At 68.8% G+C, this 19,469-nt stretch carries 17 protein-coding genes; 9 read left to right on the forward strand and 8 right to left on the reverse strand.

What is annotated here, in order from left to right; genetic code table 11:
* The 4 genes from QO011_RS14660 to QO011_RS14675 all read right to left on the reverse strand — a co-directional run.
* Positions 1–294, reverse strand: a 294-nt coding sequence (locus QO011_RS14660) for a GDP-mannose 4,6-dehydratase (protein WP_307273186.1), incomplete at its 3' end; no start/stop codon positions are given.
* 116 nt (positions 295–410) lie between these two features.
* Positions 411–974: a dTDP-4-dehydrorhamnose 3,5-epimerase gene (rfbC, locus tag QO011_RS14665; RefSeq protein WP_307273188.1), complete on the reverse strand. Its 564-nt coding sequence runs from the start codon at positions 972–974 to the stop codon at positions 411–413.
* Positions 975–1,064: 90 nt separating this feature from the next.
* Positions 1,065–1,844 (reverse strand): SDR family NAD(P)-dependent oxidoreductase, encoded by a 780-nt coding sequence (locus QO011_RS14670; RefSeq protein WP_307273190.1) that lies wholly within the window; start codon positions 1,842–1,844, stop codon positions 1,065–1,067.
* Complete coding sequence (locus QO011_RS14675; protein WP_307273192.1) at positions 1,822–2,349, reverse strand: 2,4'-dihydroxyacetophenone dioxygenase family protein; 528 nt, start codon at positions 2,347–2,349, stop codon at positions 1,822–1,824. Before QO011_RS14675 ends, QO011_RS14670 begins: the two co-directional genes overlap by 23 nt.
* A 170-nt stretch (positions 2,350–2,519) precedes the next feature.
* Between QO011_RS14675 and QO011_RS14680 the strand changes: the two genes are divergently transcribed.
* The 8 genes from QO011_RS14680 to QO011_RS14715 all read left to right on the forward strand — a co-directional run bounded on the left by QO011_RS14680 (position 2,520) and on the right by QO011_RS14715 (position 10,365).
* Entirely contained in the window at positions 2,520–2,795 is a 276-nt protein-coding gene (locus tag QO011_RS14680) for an AbrB/MazE/SpoVT family DNA-binding domain-containing protein (protein WP_307273194.1), read from the forward strand.
* The gene (locus tag QO011_RS14685) at positions 2,782–3,171 is read left to right on the forward strand and encodes a type II toxin-antitoxin system VapC family toxin (RefSeq protein ID WP_307273196.1); all 390 of its coding nucleotides are present in this window, start codon (positions 2,782–2,784) and stop codon (positions 3,169–3,171) included. The genes QO011_RS14680 and QO011_RS14685 overlap by 14 nt, the downstream gene beginning before the upstream one ends.
* Positions 3,172–3,361: 190 nt before the next feature.
* Complete coding sequence (locus QO011_RS14690; RefSeq protein ID WP_307273197.1) at positions 3,362–4,900, forward strand: sugar ABC transporter ATP-binding protein; 1,539 nt, start codon at positions 3,362–3,364, stop codon at positions 4,898–4,900.
* A 20-nt stretch (positions 4,901–4,920) separates the two neighbouring features.
* Positions 4,921–5,895: an ABC transporter permease gene (locus QO011_RS14695; protein WP_307273199.1), complete on the forward strand. Its 975-nt coding sequence runs from the start codon at positions 4,921–4,923 to the stop codon at positions 5,893–5,895.
* Positions 5,896–5,925: 30 nt separating this feature from the next.
* Complete coding sequence (locus QO011_RS14700; protein WP_307273201.1) at positions 5,926–6,924, forward strand: substrate-binding domain-containing protein; 999 nt, start codon at positions 5,926–5,928, stop codon at positions 6,922–6,924.
* Positions 6,925–6,984: 60 nt separating this feature from the next.
* On the forward strand, positions 6,985–7,770 hold the full coding sequence (locus QO011_RS14705; protein WP_307273204.1) for an SDR family NAD(P)-dependent oxidoreductase: 786 nt from the start codon (positions 6,985–6,987) through the stop codon (positions 7,768–7,770).
* Between the two features lie 196 nt (positions 7,771–7,966).
* Positions 7,967–8,848, forward strand: a complete 882-nt coding sequence (locus tag QO011_RS14710) for an NAD-dependent epimerase/dehydratase family protein (protein WP_307273206.1) — start codon at positions 7,967–7,969, stop codon at positions 8,846–8,848.
* Positions 8,849–9,066: 218 nt separating this feature from the next.
* Entirely contained in the window at positions 9,067–10,365 is a 1,299-nt protein-coding gene (locus QO011_RS14715) for an aminotransferase family protein (protein WP_307273208.1), read from the forward strand.
* Between the two features lie 7 nt (positions 10,366–10,372).
* Here QO011_RS14715 and QO011_RS14720 read toward each other — a convergent pair whose 3' ends face one another.
* From QO011_RS14720 to QO011_RS14735, 4 genes are all read right to left on the reverse strand, one after another.
* Entirely contained in the window at positions 10,373–11,644 is a 1,272-nt protein-coding gene (locus QO011_RS14720) for a DUF2778 domain-containing protein (protein WP_307273211.1), read from the reverse strand.
* Between the two features lie 640 nt (positions 11,645–12,284).
* On the reverse strand, positions 12,285–13,505 hold the full coding sequence (locus QO011_RS14725) for a KpsE/RkpR family capsule polysaccharide export protein (RefSeq protein WP_307273213.1): 1,221 nt from the start codon (positions 13,503–13,505) through the stop codon (positions 12,285–12,287).
* Positions 13,459–14,169 carry a P-loop NTPase family protein gene (locus QO011_RS14730; RefSeq protein ID WP_307273215.1) on the reverse strand — a complete coding sequence of 237 codons (711 nt, stop codon included), beginning with the start codon at positions 14,167–14,169 and terminating at the stop codon, positions 13,459–13,461. The genes QO011_RS14725 and QO011_RS14730 overlap by 47 nt, the downstream gene beginning before the upstream one ends.
* 334 nt (positions 14,170–14,503) lie before the next feature.
* Positions 14,504–16,639 (reverse strand): capsule polysaccharide biogenesis protein, encoded by a 2,136-nt coding sequence (locus QO011_RS14735; protein WP_307273217.1) that lies wholly within the window; start codon positions 16,637–16,639, stop codon positions 14,504–14,506.
* A 626-nt stretch (positions 16,640–17,265) separates the two neighbouring features.
* Here QO011_RS14735 and QO011_RS14740 point away from each other — a divergent pair.
* The gene (locus tag QO011_RS14740) at positions 17,266–19,446 is read left to right on the forward strand and encodes a glycosyltransferase (RefSeq protein ID WP_307273219.1); all 2,181 of its coding nucleotides are present in this window, start codon (positions 17,266–17,268) and stop codon (positions 19,444–19,446) included.
* Positions 19,447–19,469 lie beyond the last annotated feature (23 nt).

The following is a 19,469-nucleotide window of genomic DNA, read 5'->3' on the forward strand; positions in this document are numbered from 1 at the left end:
GTGCACGAAGGCGCCGGGGCCGGAGATCGAGCGGTCGACATGGCTCTCGGCCGCCAGATGGGCGATCACATCCGGGCGGAACTCGGCCAGCACCGCCGCCACGTCACCCCCGTCGCAGATGTCGCCGCGCACGAAGCGGTAGCGCGGATCCTCCGCCACCGGCGCCACCGAGGACAAGAGCCCGGCATAGGTGAGCTTGTCGAAGTTGAGGACCTCGTGGTCCGTGTCGGCGATCAGGGTGCGGATCAGAGCCGATCCGATGAACCCCGCGCCGCCGGTCACCATTACGCGCATCCGTCTGTCTCCGCTTCGGTCGCCAAACTCTGTCAAACTCGTGGGAATCTGCCCGGAGCAAAGCCGGTGCCACTCGCCTTGCCCCAACTTGGGACAACGATCTCGGGCCCTTCCCCTCAGAGCGGCTCCAGGGGAGCCCCATCATAGTCGAAGGGGCTTTCGAACTGGGCGAGCGTCGGCAGCTGCGCGTCCTTGGCCGACAGGGTCGGCCCGCCCGGCGGCAGCGGCCAGGCGATGCCGATCGCCGCATCGCTCCACAGCACGCCGCCGTCGCAGTCCGGCGCATAGACGTCCGAGACCTTGTAGGCCACCTCCACGTCCGGCTCGAGCGTGACGAAGGCATGGCCGAAGCCGACCGGCACGTAGAGCTGGTCGCCATTCTCCGCGCTCAGCTCCGCCGCTACATGCCGCCCATAGGTCGGCGAGCCCCGCCTGAGGTCCACCGCATAGTCCAGGATCCGCCCCCGCACGCAGCGCACCAGCTTGGCCTGCGCATGCGGCGGGCGCTGGAAATGGATGCCCCGGATCGTTCCGGCGAACTTGGAGAAGGACTGGTTGTCCTGCACGAAGCGATCCGTGATCCCGAGCCCGGTCAGCTTGGCCTCGCTGTAGGTCTCCGAGAACCAACCCCGGTCGTCCCCGAAACGCTTCGTCCTGATCAGCTTCACCGGTGTCGTCATCGCCGTCCCCTTCGCGCCGGAAGGCCCGCCGGGCAGGGGCGGGCGAGGGGGAGCATCTAACCACAGCCTGGGATGGCGGGCGAGGACGGCTCAGGTGATGAGATAGCCGCCGTCGATGACCAGCACGGCGCCGGTGACGAAGCTCGCCAGCGGCGAGGACAGGAAGAGGGCCCCGCCGGCGAGCTCGGCTGGCTCGCCCCAGCGCTTCATCGCGGTTCGGCCGGTGATCGCAGCATCGCGCGCCGGGTCCTCGCGCAGCGCCTTGGTCAGGGGCGTGGCGATCCAGCCCGGCGCGATGGCGTTCACCCGGATGCGCTCGCCGGCATAGGCGATGGCCAGCGACTTGGTGAGCTGGGCGATACCGCCCTTGGAGGCGGAGTAGGCGGGGACCAGGCCGCCGCCGAAGAAGGCGAGCATGGAGGCGGTGTTGACGATGGTGCCGCCGCGCTCGGCCAGGCGCGGGCGCGCCGCGGCGCAGACCCGCATCGAGCCGTTGAGGTTGATGTCGACCACCTCGGCGAAGATGTCGGGCTCCAGCTCTTCGCCGCGGCGGATGACGCCGGCGCAGTTGACGACATGGTCGAGGCGCGGCAGGCCGGCGACGAGCGCGGCCACGGCGGCGCCGTCGCGCACGTCGAGCCGGGCGAACGCCGCTCCCGCCAGTCCCGGCACGGCGCGCGCGGCCGCGATCTCCGCCTCGCCGACGCCGGTCGCCAGCACCGCGGCGCCGAGCGAGAGGAAGGCCTCGGCGATGGCGGCGCCGATGCCCGACGTGCCGCCCGTCACCAGCACCTGCCGGCCCTCGAACAGGCCGGGCCTGAGACAGTCGGCGGCACGCGGGATGGCGTCAGCGGATGAACTGGTCGACATAGTCCGCTCCCAGCCCGACCTTGGCATAGTGGTCGCGGCACATGTCGATCTTGGTGAACACGTCCTCGAAGCCGAGCGGCTCGCCATAGGCGTCGACGTAGACCATGATGCCGTTGACCTGAAAATAGGTGATCATCTCCTCGACGTCGTCGGGAACGACCAGCGTGTGGGTCTCGCCCGGCGGCTCGAAGACATAGCCGCCTTCCTCGGCCACCCAGTCGTGCTCGAGATAGTACCAGCGACCCTTGAGCACGAAGCCGTGCACCGCCTGCGGGTGGCGGTGGCGGCTGAGCACGCCGGAGCGGCGCACCCTGAGCAGGTTCATCCAGTAGCCCTGCGAGCGGTTGAGGCAGAGCGGCCGGAACCACACGTTCTCGCCCTGCGGCACCCAGATGCGCTCGTCGCTCGGGATCGCCCGGGGAATGACGATGTCGGGCAGCGTCTCCTTCGGCATCGGGTGCTGGTAGGGCAGGCGCGGATCGGGATCGACCTTCATGGGCGGCATGACGACATCCTCAGCGTGCAGGTCCGGGCGCGGTGTCACCGCCGCGCGGGGCGCCGGCCCCAGGGCTGTGTACCAAATCTGATATGGTAGTCCAGCCAACTGGGCCGGATGCCACTTGCATATTGGCAGGTCCGATCTATCTTACTTCAGTCTTACCTGGGGGCCAGGCCATGGCCGGCGCGGAAAAGCTCGTCACGACCGTCTCGACCAAGGGACAGGTCATCCTGCCCAAGGCCATCCGCCGGCGGCGGGAATGGGAGGCGGGGACACGGCTCCTGGTCGAGGAGATGCCGGAGGGCGTGCTGTTGAGGCGGGCGCCGGCCTTCGACGCGACGCGACCGGAGGACGTCTTCGCGTCGTTGCCATGGACAGGCGAGCCGAAGACCATCGAGGAGATGGAGGCCGGCGTGCTGGCCGAAGCCAGGCGTCGCCATGCTCGCGATTGATACCAACGTCATCGTCCGGTATCTCACCGGTGATCATCCGGACCAGTCCCGCCGCGCCCGTGCCCTGATCGACGGACAGCCTGTCTTCGCCGCCGTCACGGTCATTCTGGAGACCGAATGGGTGCTGCGCAGCGTCTATGGCCATCGTTCGGCGGATATCGCCCGCACCCTGAAGGCCTTTGCGGGGCTGCCCACGGTGACGGTGGCGAGCGAAACGATCGTTGCGGTGGCGCTCGATCTCGCCGAGCGGGGGATGGACTTCGCCGACGCCCTGCATCTCGGTCAGGCCCAGCATTGCGAAGGCTTTGCCACGTTCGACGCCCGGCTCGTCAAGGCGGCTGCGACCGCCGGTCACGAGACCGTGCGACTGGCCTGAACGAAGCCACCTTGAGGTGCTGACGCTCGCGCGGCTGCGCCTGGCCGCCGCCCGAGACCATCTGCCCGTCGCATCGACAGCGTCCGGCCCGGCCCGGGCAGGAGAGGCATCCATCACGCCGTCGCCTTGACTTCCATCTGATATTGCAGATACCAAATACCAGTGAGCCGCCAGCCTTGGGAGGGGTGGGATGCGCATGGTCGTTTCGCTCCGGGATATCCGGAAATCCTTCGGCGCGACCCGTGCCCTCGACGGCGTTTCCTTCGATCTCGCCGCGGGCGAGGTGCACGCCCTGGTCGGCGAGAACGGCGCCGGCAAGTCGACCCTGATGAATGTCCTGGCCGGCGTGACCCGGCCGGATGACGGCGAGCTCGTCGTCGACGGCGTGGCGCGGGCGTTCCACCGGCCGCAGGACGCCAAGGCCGCCGGCATTGCCACGGTGTTCCAGGAGCTCAGCCTCGTGGAGGGCCTCGGTGTCGCCGAGAATATCTGCGGCAGCCGCGCCCCGGGCCGATTCGGCCTGATCGATCGGGCCGGCCAGCGCGCCCGTGCGGCGGCCGCGATGACAATGCTCGGCGCCTACCTGCCGCCGGACGTGCCGGTCGGGCGGCTCACGGCCAGCGAGCGCCAGCTCGTCGAGGTGGCCAAGGCGCTGGACCAGCTCTTCGCCGCCGGCCGCGGCGACGGCGCGGCGCGGGTGCTGATCCTGGACGAGCCGACCTCGGCGCTCACGCCCGACGAGAAGGCGTCCCTCTTCGCCGCCGTTCGGACCCTGCGCGGCGAGGGTGTCGGCATCGTCTATATCAGCCACCATCTCGACGAGGTGCTGGCGCTCGCCGACCGCATCACCGTGCTGCGCGACGGGGCCACGGTGTGGACGCGGCCGGCGGCCGGGCTCGATGCCGACACGCTGGTCCGCGCCATGGTGGGGCGGGAGGTGCGGCGCGCCGATCGCTCGCGCGGGGCGATGGGGCACGGCGGGGATCGCGCCATGGTGGAGGCCGCCCGCTTCGAGGCGGTCGGCCGGCGCGGCCGGATCGAGGGCGTCTCGCTCAGCCTCCACCATGGCGAGATCCTCGCGGTGGCCGGCCTCGACGGATCGGGACGCGAGAGTCTCGCCCGGCTGCTCGCCGGCCTCGATCGTCCGGATGCGGGCCGGATCACCCTGGCCGGCCGGCGCCATCCCGGCACGCTGCGGGGTGCGATGGCAGTGGGCCTGGGCTATGTCCCCGACGACCGCAAGACGCTCGGCCTGTTCCTGGGCCTTTCCATCGCCGACAACGCCGTGGCGGCCGACCTGAACAGCGTGGCGCGCCGGGGCCTGATGCGGGCCGAGGCAGTGCGGGACGCCGGCGCGGACCTGATCCGCCGTCACGGCGTCAAGGCGGACGGGCCGGCCCGGACCGTCGGGTCGCTCTCGGGCGGCAACCAGCAGAAGGTGCTGTTCGGCAAATGGCTGCGGCGCGAGCCGACGCTGCTCGTGGTCGAGGAGCCGACCAAGGGCGTCGACATCGGCGCCAAGCGCGACATCCACGCGGCGCTGGTCGCCCATGCCAAGGCGGGCGCGGCGGTGCTGGTCGTGTCGTCGGACCTGCCGGAGATCCTCGAGCTGGCGGACCGGATCCTGGTGCTGCGCCGCGGCCGGGTCGCCGGGATCCTCGACGGCGCCACGGCGAGCGAGGAGGCGGTGATGGCGCTCGCCTCCGGCTCGGCCGCCGCGGCCGCATGAACCAAGGGAAGGAATGCCCCATGAGCACCACCGCGGACCAGCCCGCGCCGATCGCCTGGACGGTCCGGCGCCTCGGCAATCTGCGCGAGCTGGCGCTGCTCGGCATGATCGCGGCCCTCGTCGCCGGGATGAGCGTGGCCTCGCCCTATTTCCTCACCCTCGCCAATGTCCAGGCGGTGGTGGTCGGGCTGGTGCCGACGGCGATCATCGTGGTCGGCATGACCATCCTGCTGGTCTCCGGCGCCTTCGACCTCTCGGTCGGCTCGGTGCTGGCGCTCGCCAGCACGGTGGTGGCGATCCTGCTGCTGGCCAAGGTGCCGATGCCGCTGGCGATATCAGCCGCCCTGCTGGTCGGGGCGGGCACGGGCCTTGCCAACGGCCTGATCGTCACCGTGCTCGGCGTCAACCCGCTGATCGCGACGCTCGGCACCATGTCGGTAGCGCGCGGGGCGGCGCTGGTCTTCACGGAAGGCTTCTCCCTGTCGGGCCTGCCCGCGGATTTCGGCGTGTTCGGCAAGACGCAGCTCCTCGGCCTGCCCGTCATGGCCTGGATCATGCTCGCCATCGTCGTCGCCGGCGACGTCGCGCTCCGGCGCACGCGCTTCCTGCGCCAAGTCTACTTCATCGGCGGCAACGAGAAGGCGGCGGCGCTGTCGGGCATCCCGGTCAACCGGGTGCGCGTCGCCTGCTTCACGCTCTCCGGGCTGCTGGCCGCCGTGGCCGGGGTGCTGCTGGCCTCGCGCCTGATGAGCGGCACGCCGACCGCCGGCAACGCCCTGGAGCTGCAGGTGCTCGCCGCCGCGGTGATCGGCGGTGCCAGCCTGCGCGGCGGCGAGGGCACCATCTTCGGCGCCGTGCTTGGCGTCGTCTTCGTGGCGCTGATCTCCAACGCGATGACCATGCTGGCCGTGTCGATCTACTGGCAGATGATCGTCACCGGCCTCGTCCTGGTGACCGCGGTGGCCGTCGACATGCTGGGCCGGCGCAAGACCTGACCAATCACCAATCGAGGAGGAGGAAACCCGATGACCGACAAGATCGAATGGAATCGCCGCGGCCTGCTGGCGGCGCTCGCCGCCGCGGGGGCCGGCGCCAGCCTGCTGCCCCTGGCCGCCGGCCCTGCCGCGGCCGAGGCGAGCGATGCCGACTATGTCTTCCTGTCGATCGTCACCCAGGTGCCGTTCTGGGTCGACCACCGCGCCGGGCTGGAGGCGGCCGCCGCCGCGCTCGGGGTCAAGACCAGCTTCACCGGGCCGCTCGACTTCGACACGGCCGGCCAGGCCCGCCAGCTCGACGAATTGATCGCGAGGAAGCCCGCCGGGCTGCTGATCTTCCCCGGCGACGCCGCGGCGCTCGCCCCCGGCATCGACCGGGCGGTCGAGGCGGGCATTCCGGTCGCCTGCATCATTGGCGACGTCGCGGGCACAAAGCGCGCCGCCTTTCTCGGCATCTCCAACTACGAGGCCGGCCGCATCGGCGGCGAGATGCTGGCCGAGGCGGTCGGCGGCAAGGGCAAGGTGCTGCTCGGCACCTTCCCGGCGCCCTCGACCCTGGAGCGGGTCAAGGGCTACAAGGACGTGCTCGCCGAGAAATTCCCCGAGATCCAGGTCGTCGACGTGGTCAACGACAAGGCGGACCCGTCCTATGCGCCGACGGCCTATGCCCAGGCGCTCCAGGCCCATCCCGACGTGGTCGGCATCGGCGGCACCGATGGCGACAGCGGCAAGGGCGCGGCGCTGGCGGTGGTCGAGCAGGGCAAGGTCGGCGCGGTGAAGATCGTCGCCATGGACCGCAACACCGACATGCTGCCCTATATCGCCGACGGCACCATCCACGGCTCGGTGGCGCAGAAGAGCTGGCTGGAGAGCTACCTCGCCGTGCACCTCCTGCACTGGCTGAACCAGAACAAGATCCACATCGTCGCCGACAGCGCCAAGGCCGGCATCAACCCGCTGCCGGACACGATCTCGACCGGGGTGATGCGGGTCACCAAGGACAACGTCTCGGCCTTCATGCCGGCCTGAGCCGCAGGGCGTCCACCCCGCCGGCCGCGTCGGGCCGGTGGGCCAAGACAAGGAAGCAGCATGGATCTGAACCTGAAGGGCAAGCGCGTCCTCGTCACCGGATCGGCCTCCGGCATCGGGCGCGCCACGGCGGCAGCCTTCCTGCGCGAAGGCGCCGAGGTGGTGATGAACGGCCTCACCGAGGCCGAGGTCGCCGCGGCGCTGGCGCAGCTGAGCCCGCTCGGCCCGGTCCGAGGCCTCGCCGCCGACATCGCCACGGCGGACGGAGCCGAGGCGCTGCTGGCCTTCGCCGGCGCCGGCGGGGTCGACGTGCTGGTCAACAATGTCGGGATCTTCTCGGTGAAGCCCTTTGCCGAGGTGACCGATGCGGAATGGCTGCATACTTTCAACGTCAACGTGCTCACCGCCGTGCGGATGAGCCGGGCGATCCTGCCTGACATGCTGGCGCGCGGCACCGGCGCAATCGTCAACCTCGCCTCGGAAGCCGGGGTGAAGCCTCTGCCGCAGATGGTGCATTATTCCGTCACCAAGACCGCGATGATCGGCCTCACCCGCGGCCTCGCCGAGCTGACCAAGGGCACGGCCGTCACCGTCAACGCCGTGCTGCCCGGCCCGACCTGGACCGAGGGGGTGGAGGCCTATTTCCGCGGCCTCGCCATGGCCAAGGCTGCGCCGATCGACGGCATCATCGGCAACTATTTCCGCGAGGACGAGCCGACCTCGCTGATCCAGCGCTTCGTCCGGCCCGAGGAGGTGGCGCGCATGATCGCCTTCGTCGCCGCCTCGCCCGCCGCCAATGGCGGCGCCTACCGCATCGAAGGCGGCATCATCCGCAGCATCCTCTGACGGGCCTAAGCAGGTTCTCCCGAACCTGCTTACATTCAAGACTCTGAGCAGCATTGATTTTGCATTGGAAATGCAAAATCAATCGTGGCGAAAGCCACGAGAAGCTGCGCCGGCGATCGCTGGACGTCGCACGGCGTCCGTGCGAAGCCGACGGCCGCGCCCCGGACCCCGGGGACGAAGACTTCAGGGAAGACGCATGCATTCCGTGCTGATCACCGGCGCCGGCGGCAATCTCGGGGGCAAGCTGGTCGAGGCCTTCGCGGCGGCGCCGTGGTGCGAGCGCATCGTCGCCGTCGACCGTCCCGCGGCGCTGGCCGAGCGCCTCGCCGGCATGGCGAAGGTGCGCCCGGTCGCGCTCGACCTCGTCTCTGCCGATAATGCCGCGCTGGCGGCGGCGATCCGCGCGGCCGACACGCTCGTCCACTTCGCGGTGGTCAACCCGCTGCCGGATGCGAGCTGGGAGGAGGCGGCGCAGTCCTTCGCCATGACGGCGCGGCTCCTGATGCTGGCGCGCGATGCCGGCCTGCGCCGCTTCGTCTTCGCCTCGTCCAGCCACACGGTGGGCAAGCTCAAGGATCAGGCCGACGGCTTCGCACCCGGCAGCCTCGGCGTCGAGCGCGTCGCGCCCGGCACTCGCTGGGAGACGCTCCACGGCTTCGTCGACGGCCATGCCTATGGCGCGGCCAAGGCCTTCGGCGAGCGTGCCTGCGTGGCGGCGGCCCAGGTGGAGGGCCTCACCACCGTGTCGATCCGCATCGGCTGGTGCCAGTCGGGCGAGAACCGGCCGCAGACCCTCAATGCCGGCGGCAACCCGCAGCTCACCGCCGGCCACGCGCCGTCGCGCTCCGGGGAGAGCGAGCTGCGCTGGTTCCGCAACATGTGGCTGTCGAACCGCGACTTCGTCGCCCTGTTCGAGCGCGCCGTGCTCGCCGATGCCGCCGCCTGGCCGCATCCCGGCATCGTCCTCAACGGCATGTCGGCGAATGCCGGCATGGCCTGGGACATCGAGCCGACCTGCCGGCTGATCGGCTACCGCCCGCAGGACGACGTCTGGGCCTCCCTGCGGGCCGGGCCCTGACGCCTACGCTAGTGTTGTGCTTCCGACGCTTGGTCCCTGACCATTGTGTTGGAAGCACAACACAAAGCATTGAACCAACTAGGGTTCCGGGCTGACGGTTCGGAACGAACCGTTAGAGTCGGAACACTAGGAGCCGCCGCCGATTGCGGCTTATAGTCGCCCGGTCATCCCGCGGGCGCATGCCGGCAGGAGGTCGGGACGGTGGGAGGCCGCGCCGGATGAAGGACGCAGGACGCGCCGACTGGGACGACGAGGTCCCGATTTCCGATCACGACCGGCTCGATGTCGTCTCCGGCGCCGGCTGCTGGATCGTCGACGGCGAGCAGCGCCGGCTCTTCGATGCCGGCTCGGGGCACAGCTGCGTCAATCTCGGCTATGCCAACGAGGCGCTGATCGAGGCTGCGGCGCGGAGCTATCGCCGGCTTGCCTATTGCTCGCCGGAGCACCGCTGCCGGCCGGTCCTGGATCTTTCCGCGCGATTGAGCCAGCTCCTGGGCGGGGGCTATCGCCTGCGCTATGCCGCGACCGGGGGCGGCGCCAACGAGCTGGCGATCGAGATCGCCCGACGCTTCTGGCTGCATCACGGCCGGCCGGGCAAGCGCCTGATCCTGGCCCTCGACCGCGGCTATCACGGCTCGACCGGCTCGGCGAGCTTCGCCAGCGGCCCGGGCGTCCTGCAGTCGCCGCTGGTCGACCGCAGCCCCGAGGTCCAGCACGTGGCCGCGGCGCGCAACCCGGCGGACGGCACGGCGCGGAGCCTCGCGGCCCTGCAGGATGGGCTCGAGGCCCGGATCGCGGTGGCGGGGCCGGACCGGATCGCCGCCGTTCTGGTGGAGCCCGTCGCCTTCGCCGGCGGGGTGATCGTCCCGCCCGCGGGCTTCCTGGAGATGCTGGCCGGGCTCTGCCGCCGGCATGCGATCCTGCTCATCGTCGACGAGGTGATCACCGGCTTCGGGCGCAGCGGCCGCTGGTTCGCCTTCCAGCACGCCGAGGGCGTGCGTCCCGACATCGTCACCATGGGCAAGGGCATCACCTCGGCCTATTTCCCGCTTTCGGCGGCCGCGGTCTCCGAGCCCATCCACGAGACCTTTCGCACGCCCGGCAACGCCATGAGCAAGGTGATCACCATGGCGGGGCATCCGGTCGGCTGCGACGTCGCGCTCGAGGTCATCGCGATCATGGAGCGCGACGGCCTGGTGGAACGGGTCGCCCGCAATGCCGAGCGGCATTTGTCGAAGCTCGCCGCGCTGCGGGACGTGCCGGCGCTGCGCGACGTGCGCGGGCTCGGCCACATGTGGGGCCTGGAATTCACCGGGCCCGGCGACGGCGCGGCGGCGGCACGCGCGATCGCCGAGCGCTGCTTCGCGGCCGGCGTCCTCGTGCTTCACGCCGACAACGTCATCCGGATCAATCCGCCGCTGGTCGCGACCGAGGGCGAGATCGCGTTCCTGGTCGAGACGCTGTCCGCGGCAGTGCGGGCGGAAGCGGGCGTGCGCCGAGGCGCCGCCCGAACCTGACCCACCATCACTGGCTGGCGACGACGACGAGGCGCTTGATCTCGCCGCGCTGATAGGCCTGCAGGAACTTGTTGTAGTCCCGGAAGGAGACGCAGCCGTTGGAATCGCCGCGCGGCCCGAGCATGTAGCTGTGCGCGAGCAGGCCGACCCGGCCGTGCACGGCGCCGATGCCGCCGACCGGGGTGAGACGCAGCGCTCGCACACCGTGGAACAGCGATTCGCGCTCGCTGAGCGCGTAGGTATGCGGCGGGGTGGCGCCGCGCATCTTGACGTTCACCTGGCGCGGATCGTCGCGCATGGTGCCCATGCCCGAATGAGCCTCCAGCCGCTCGCCATTGGGCAGGTACACGGTGCGGGCGCTGATGTCGTAGACGGCGGTGCCGTCGCCGGCCGCCGGCGCGGAGCTCCGCCCTCCGAACAGCCTCTCGAAGAAGCTGCGATTGTCCGCCTGGACCGGCGGGGCCGGTTGCTGCACCGGCTGCACCGGTTGCGGGGCCGCCACCCGCATGCGGTGCCGCGGCTGCGGCCCGGCCATGCGCGGGCGTTCCGGGACGACGGTCGAGGGCGCGTTCACGGGCCGCGGCGCCGGCAGGGGAATGGCTGGCGCCGGCGCCTCGAGAACCGGTCGCTCCACCGGCAGCGGCACGGACGGCGCGACGGTTTCGATCGTCGCATCGTCGGGTTCCGCGTCGGGCGCCGCCGGCTCTTCGGCTGGCACCCTGTCGGCGCTCTCCGGCGCCGGCACGGGGAAATCCGGGCTCTCGCGCTCGTTCGCCGGCGGGAAGGACAGGCTGGCGAGGATCAGCCGGCCGGGCTCGAGCGTCCGGCCCGGCTCGCGCCGGACTTCGGCGAGGGCAGCCTGCCAGGCCATGCCGGATGTCGGGCGCAGGCCGGCATAGAGCGGATGGCTGTGCGCCATCGAATGCCGCACGAAGCCGCCGAGCAGCCCGGGTTCCATCAGCGCATCGCGCCAGCGGCCGGCCACGAAGTCGACCCGCGCCACGGCGAAGGAGAAGCCGGGATCGAGGAGCCGGCCGTTCCCGCCCGCGAGCGGATCGGGCGCCAGCGCCGGACGTGGAGCCGGGGCGGTCGCGACGAGGCGCGCCAGCCTGTCGCCCTGGCTGGCGAGGCCGGCCGCGACCGCAAGGCCGAGGGCGACGATCGCCGCCGTCGTCCGCCAGGGAAAACGGCTCTGTGGCGTGTCGATCTCGGGAATCGAGGCGAGGACTCGCGGCTGTGGGGCCTCGGAGCGCGGCTGCGGCGTCCTCGGATAATCCACACGCCGGGTGCGTGCATATTGCAGGGGGCGCTCGGCGGGGCCGGCCGCGACCGGTCGGCCGCTCGGCCGAAGCGATCGTTGGTGCTGTGAAGCGCCGATGTCCGCCAGCGTCGACGAGGCACGCGCCCGGCCGATCACGACCGAAGCAACATCCTCATTCCTGCTTGGCACGGTGCTGCGCGTGTCAGGCAATGGCTCGTAGTCTCCGGCACCGATTTTTATGAGCGCCAGGCGCTCTTTGTCTCACCGGTTCCCTGCGGGGCCGAAACGCGGGGCGGTGACGCAGTCCGAAGCGTTTAAGGCTGGCAATTGCGACGCTATCGTGGCGCCACTGTCAAGTCGGCGCGCCCGTCGCCCACAGGAATTGGCGGAGATGTTGGAATCGGGCAACGCTGCCCGCATCGTGCCGGCGGCTGCGTCGATGGGCAGCGACGGTGGTCTGCGATCGTTCGTCGCGCCTCATGCCGAAGTCGCGGCACCCCTCCGGCGAGCGGCCAAGGCCTCCCGCCGGGGGCGCCGATCGAGGACGCCGGCGGCACCGCCCGGGGTTCGATCGAGAGGTTGGTCCATTAAGTCTTGGCGGTCGATGCATCGCCTCGGCGGCCCGGGTGCCGGGCCGTGTCTCGATCAGGTCAAGACGCTAACGGGCAAGCGCATCTCGCGCCAGTCCGACCGTCAGAGAGCCGAGGAACAACAATGAGGCGCCGACCACCAGGGCTCCGGAAAAAAGAGCGAACGTATCGGGAAATGCCACCGATTCCGATTGTGATGGCGAAGCGAAAACCTCGACATATTTTTGTTGACGCGCCGACTCGACCCGAGCGTCCTCGAGGGATGACCGAGCAGCATAAAGATTCTTCTCTGCAAAATCTGCATTCGCCTTGAGCTTTTCGAACTGCATCAATTGCCCAGCCTGCGAATTGTTCAAACCTGCGAGCCGGTCGCGGATGGATCGTTCCTGCTCCATCAGAGCCGCGATCTGACCCTGGATCGCCCGTTGCCGCGGGCTCGTGTCGCTGCCGAGGCCGACGAACTGGGCGAGGTTGACGCGAGCCGTGGCAATCGACGTCTCGATCTGTCCCAGAATCGTGTTCAGCATCTGTATGCTGGCGACCGGGTCGACGTTTCCGTTCTTCGTCTGCCAGTCGGCCAAAGCCGTCCGTGCATCTGAGAGCTGGTCTTCTGCCTGCTTGACTTCGTTTTCCATCAGGCGAAGCCAGTCCCGGCGAGATCTCACGTTCATCTTATCCAGGAATGTCTCGGAAATACTCAAGAGATTTGATGCCATCGTCTGCGCGTCCGCCGGCGAGTAGGCGTAGACCCGCATGGCGACCGTCTGCTCCAACAGATTGAAGCGCACGTCGATAGCCGACTGATAGAGATCATATTCCTTGTCGCTCGGAGAGCGATTCAGCAGGCGGTCGAGCAGGCTGGGCCCGGGGTTTTTCATCCGCTCGCCGAAATCGATCTTCTGGTCGAGCTCCTTCATCGCGTCGCGCGACGAGAGAAAGTCTCGCACCGCATAGCCGTCGACGGCGCCGCCGAGCTGCGAGGCGATCGACGACAGGGACGTGCCGCCGGACGAAGAAGAACTCGGATTCTGTGCAGCCGTTCCGCCACGGATCCCGAACCGAACTTCCGAAACGTACATCGGTACGGAGATGGCGAATTTGTAGATGACGGTAACTGCCAGCGGAGCAAACAGGATCAGCAGGCTCAGAAGCCATTTTCTCAGCTTCGCCCGTCGACGACGAATCCTGGAGTCATAGGCCAGTTCCGCATCCGAAGCCCGCCTGGCCGAGGTCGGCAGAGCGTTAAATAAAGTCGCCGTCGTCAGCCACAGGATCTTCCTCGTCCGCAACCACCCCCCCCGGAACTGGGGCTCGGAGCGGGTATCGGCCGAGGGCGGCATCAAGTCTGTCATCAATCGTCAGGCTCCCTCTGGCAACGCACAGCGCCTTGTCGCACATTCCTGTGACAACGGCGGAACTGTAGGACGAAACGACCAGCATGCGGTCCTTGACCCTATCTTCGAACAACAGCCGCCAAAGCTGGGCGAATTGATCGTTGGTAAAGCCCAAAGACCCTTCCAAGAAATAAATATCAAATTTCGGCAACAATGCGAGCGCATAGGTAAACTCCATTCTTTCGGTTGGCGTGAAGCGGCCGACGGGAGAACGGAGGCTTTCCACGTTCGGAATCAGGTCCGATATGAGATCTTCAGCTAGGGAATAATTTAAGTCGTAGATGCGGCAAATCATTGCAACGACGTCCCAGCCCGTCAGGTGCCCGCGGATGAATCCGACCCGGCCAATGGGCCAGGACGCGCGTCCCGACCGTTCCACCCGCCCGATGCGGGGCGCTCGCGTGCCGCACAGGAGATCGATGACTGGATTGCGGGTTGCCGGATTTTCGACGAGCAGGGCGTAGCGCCCGGGCTCGATCCAGTTCGAGGCCTGCTCCAGCACGACCACGGGGGTCTTTCCCAAGGAGATTTCGAAGGTCACGTTGCGCAGACGGATCATGGCAGCGCTGCCCGTCGACGGTCGTGAAGACTGGTGCTCCAGGGGGCGCCGGCGGCCGGCCGCAAGCTCGCCGGCATGAGGCGAGCGGCGCCTGAAGCGGCTACGGGCCGTCCCGCGGATGCGGATCGTGCCCCGACCGGCGCTGTCGGCGCGGCGTCGCGACCGGCTGCGACGAAAGCGCGCGCGCCGCCCGCGGATGGGGCCGCGTCCAGGCCCTCGGGCGGGCGGGCCACAGGACAGGCTTCGCCGGGACGACTTGATCGGAACGTCATGGCTGCGCGTCGAATGCTCCGCCTCTCGTGATCCGCGGTTCGGCCGTGGGGCGCAGATCTGCTCAGAACCGGGGCAGACGTATGCCGGTCATTCGAAGCGAATATTCGGCGCTGCGCACGAATTGCGCAATCGGCTGCGGGAATGCGCCGTACTTGACGGCCTGCTCGTCCTCGAAGGCGATGAGATCCTCCGGTTCGCACGGTAGCAGCGTACGAGGATAGATATAGTGGGGGTACAGGATCAAGGTTGCCCCGGTCAACTCGTCAAGGGAGAGCCTGCGCCGCGGTCGAATCAGCCGGTCCTCCGTGACGCCCCAGCCGGCGAAGAAGGGCGTTCCCCAGGTGACCACCGGCTTGCCGTACAGGAGGGCCTGGAAGCCCGCGGGCGAGGACAGGACGTGAACTTCGTCGGCAAGATCGATCAATGGCAGGATCGGTCCATCGGCGATCGCGGCATCGGCAAGATCGCGCAATTCTTCCCATCCCCGCCCGGCGGCCCGGTTCCGGGTCGCCACATCGGCATGGGCCTTGTAGACGAGGAAATGATCCGGCCTGTCGGCACGCACCGCTTCCAGAAGGGCGGCGGTCGATCTTACGGCCGGAGATCCGCTGGCGGACGATGCGTCGACCTCCATGGGTTCGGGAACCAGGATGACCTTTTTCCCCTCCGCTCGTTGCCGCAGGTCGGCGAGGCGCTTGCGCAGATCCGGCGTCAGCAGCCTGCCGTTCGCGGTCGCGGCGCGGCGCATGATGGTTTCGCGCAGCGCCCGGGCCCGGGCGACGAGCGCCGGCGGCAGCTCCGTCGCGGCCAGAAGGCGCACGAGATCGCTGTCATCCTGCGCGGCCGCGAGGCTCGACTGGACGTTCACGCAGAACAGGGGCGGGATGGCGGCCTGCGGGTCGAACCCCGTCGCGCGCAGGAACCCCTCCTGCAGCCGCAACACCCGCGTGCCGGCCGCTCGCACCTCGACTTCGGCGGACTGGCCGGTCTCCGTCTCGTCTATGCAGACCGCCGCCTGCTTGGCCCGGGCGAGATCCAGGGCCGATCTCAGGCCGGCGAACATGATGCTCTTGCCGGGCCCACCCAGCAGCCTTCGGACGATCCGCCGTTTCAGAGGCGAGAAACCGGCGCAGACCGCGCGATCCGGCAGCGAAAGATGCCGACGTCGTTCTGCGACGAGGCGGTCGGCCGCCTCGTCGAAGGTCGCGATGCGCTCACGGACCGGGTCGACATAGCGCGGGTAGCGCACCAGGGCCGCTCCCACCAGCGCATCGAGCGAGGGCCTCAGGGCAGCTCGCCGGGCCAGTGCGGCGCTCGCCGATGTATTGTCGGGACGATCATCGGTGAGACCGTATCCCGCATAGAAGGGGACACCGAACACGGTCACGGGGATGCCGCGCATCATGGCCTCGAAGCCGAGCTGGCTCGACACCGTCCAGACCTCGTCGACGACGTCCAGCACGGCGTGCGGCGACACCAGGTCGTCGAGCACCTCCAACCCGTCTTCCTGCGCCAAGGTGGTCAGCACGCCCGCCGCAAGGCCGGCGGTGACGTCGGGATGAACGCGCACGATGAGGCGTGCTCCCGGCCGATCACGACGTGCCGTATCGATCATGCGCCGAAAGTCGTTCTGGCTTGCCAAGGCACCGGCGATCGAGCGATCGCCGGCCACCTGATCGACGAGCAGGATCCGGGCCTGTCCCCCGGCCGCCAGAGCCACGGGGCGGTCCGGCAGGTGATTGTACTTGGTCAGCCGGTCGGACACGACCCGTTCCCGCGCGGCGCGCCCCAGGGCCGCCAGCCAGGCCGAATCCTCGTTCGCAATGATGGCTTCCAGGCGCGAAGGGCAGGAGGCATCATAATAGACGCCGAGGTCGTCGATGATCAGGGAAAAGGCGCGCGCCTGCTGCTTGCCGAGGCCGACGGAGCGAAGGAAGCCGTCCTCGAGCACCCAGAAGGGCAGCCTGGACTGGGCGGCAAAGGCCAGGCCGCGCAAGGCCGACATGCCCTGCCCCCAGCCGACGACGCCATCCAGCCGTGAGGTCAGGGTCGACCGCACGTGGAGAGATTGCGTTTCCAGAAACAGCGCGAGATGCGGCACTGAACGGAGGACCGAGGCGGCCACTCCAATCTTGGCCCCTTGCAGGGGAAGCCACGACGGACGAGAAATCCCGTCGGATCGATCGAGTTGATGCATGGATTCGCGTCTCGGCTTTGCGCCGCTTCTGCGTCCCCCCGGCGCGATATGCACCACGAACGCCCAGCCAATGCAATCGAAATGGATGGTGGACCCGGTCGCCGAGGTCGGGACCGTTGCCCGCGCGCCACGGGCGGGCCGTCCAGACCATGCAGGCCCGCGCCGACCGGCCCTTCGACCCGAAGGATCGAAGCGGCCTGCCGGGTCGAGCTCGAATCTCCCCCTTAGATTCGGCCGGCCGGCGGTGCCGTGCGCCGACGGCACGGCATTTGCTTTATCGATGGATGCGGCAGGACGACCGCAGCGCCGACCAGTTCGTCTATTGACGTCGACACGCATTTCAGAGGACCATTCGAGGCGGGGGCACTCGACGTCTGACGATAGCCTGGCGGGGCACGACGCCGGGCTGCGGGAGAATGCGCATGCCCCTGATTTCACCCCATGATGCACGCGAGCAGTGGGAATCGCGGTCCGGCGGCAGCCCATAGGGCCGATCGGCGTCGTCACGCGGACGGCACCGTTCGAGAATCCTAATCTGGAGTGCAGCATGCGAGAAGGTGCACCGCAGCGGGCGCGAGACGGCTCGTCGAGTGCTCGCGAGCCGGCATCGTCGGCCGTGACCGTCCATGTGGTTCGGGCCGATTCGATCGCCGCTCGCGGTGGACAGGCTCGGCGTGCTGGCGGATCGGGCGGCCGCGGGATCGCGGCGCGGCCTCCTGATGCGCAACGCCGGGGCATTGCCGATGTCAAGTGATCTCGATGCCGGTGTGCGGCATTCCCAGACCATCATGCCGAAACGCCCGCCAGCATCGCCCGCCCATGAGGCCGCAGCCCGGCATCAGCTCAAGGTCCGACAGCTCGAGAGCATGATAACGACGCTGCGGGCGGAAATCGTCAGCCTGCAGAGCCAGACCAGCGAGATCCAGATCCTGCGGGATCAGGCGCATCAGATCCGTCTGTCGAAGAGAAGCACCGACCATCAGATCGCAAGCCTCCGCTCCCTGCTGAAGGAGAAGGACGAGCAGATCGCGTCGCTGTCGAACAGCGACGCTCTGAAAGTGGGGCGCGCCCTTCTCAAGATGCGGCGTCGTCGCTTCGGAATCGCGCGGCTCGCAGCCCATATGGTGGGTGTCTGGTGGCGGCTCTCGACGGTGCGGGAGAAGGCTTCGTCTCCGGTCAAGGAGGAAAAGACGGCGACGACCGTCTTCAACGAGGCCCGTTTCCGCCTCGAGCAGAACGGGCTGGCCGAGGCCTTGACCTGGGTCCGGGCGCAGGCGACCGGCGACGAACTTCTGGCGCGTATCCTGGTCGAGTTCGGCCGGACGGTGCGAAAGACCAACCTGCCTCAGTGCATCGAGCTGTTCCGCGAAGCCATCTCGCTCGACAGGAAAGCCTCGCATATCAAGCTCCTGGCGTTCGGCCTCTTCGATGACGGCCTGCTGGCCGAGCCGCGGCAATTGCTGGATGCCATCATCCAGGGTGGCGCCGTGCTGACCGCAGCGGAGCTTCGGCGGGGAGAGCAGATCATCGCTCTGGACCGGATCAGGACCAACGGCCTGCATGTTCCGGCCCGATACGAGGGCGTCGAGAAGAAGGGCGGCCCCGCCCGCGCCTTGGTTCTGGCGAGTCAATCGCTGCCCTATCACAAGACCCCGGCCTCCCTCAGGGCCTATCGCACCGCACGGCGCCTGGCGGGTCTGAAGATCGAAACCGAGGTCGTGACCCCGCCGGGATATCCGAGCGAGGAGAAGGCGCAGGCAACGAGGCGCCTGGTTGAGGACATCGGCGTGCGGCTGCTTCCTCCCGTCCAGGTCCCGGCGGAGCTCTTCGACCTCTATGCGGTCGAGGCGGCGAAGGAGCTCCAGGCCTTCGGAAAGCTGTTCGGACCGCAAGTGATCGTCGCGGAATGGTCGGAAGGGTTTGCCGCCGCCGGGCTCCTGACGGCCAGGGCCCTGTCCGTGCCCTATGTTCTGGACATCGCCGAGATCTGGAAGCCGGCTCTCCCGCACCATCCGGGCTGGGAAGCCACCGAGCGCTTTGCCGCGGAGACCAAGTTCTGTGCCCTGATCGCCGCGGAGGCCGATTGCGTTCTGTCGCGGAGCCGGAGGATAACCGACCTCCTGATCGAGCAGGGACTGCCGGCCGAGCGGGTGCGAACAATATCGGACGCCCCGGAGCCACCGAAGGATCTGGCGGCTGCGCGGGCCAGTCTGCGCAGCGAGCTCGGCTTGAACGCCGAGATCGTGCTGGGCTTCGTCGGCGGCCCATTTCCGTTCTGGGACCTGGAGGCGGTCGCAAGAGCGACCGTCGAGCTCGTGGCGAATGGGCGCGATGTGGCTCTGCTGGTCGTGGGGGTTGGGCGGCGTATCGAAATGCTGGCCGCATTGGCCCGCGATCTCGGCATCGCCGACCGCGTCGTGACCGTCCCCCGGCCTGCCGGCAGTGATCCGGCCCGCTATTTCGCGGCGATGGATGTGGCGATCTTCCCGTCGCGGCCGTCACATGTCGTCGCTCTGCGGGCTCCCATGGAAATCTGGCAGGCAGCGGCGTATGGTTGCGCCGTCGTCGCGGGCAGTTCCGTGGACGTGGGCGATCTGGCCGGCACGGGCGGTCGATCCGTCGGCTACGATTCCGAAGATCCCCAGGGCCTGACGCGTGCCCTTGCGTCCCTGCTGGACGACCGGGAACACCTCCGCCTCTACCGGTCCGACCTGCAACGCCGGGCAAACGAGGCTGCGATCCAGACCAAGGCCGCTTTCGAGGAGATGGTCAGGTCGCTCGTGCCGATGGAGGTGAAGTCGGGCTGATCGTCACGCATTGATGATGTTCA

The organism is Labrys wisconsinensis (assembly GCF_030814995.1).
GTDB classification, from domain to species: domain Bacteria; phylum Pseudomonadota; class Alphaproteobacteria; order Rhizobiales; family Labraceae; genus Labrys; species Labrys wisconsinensis.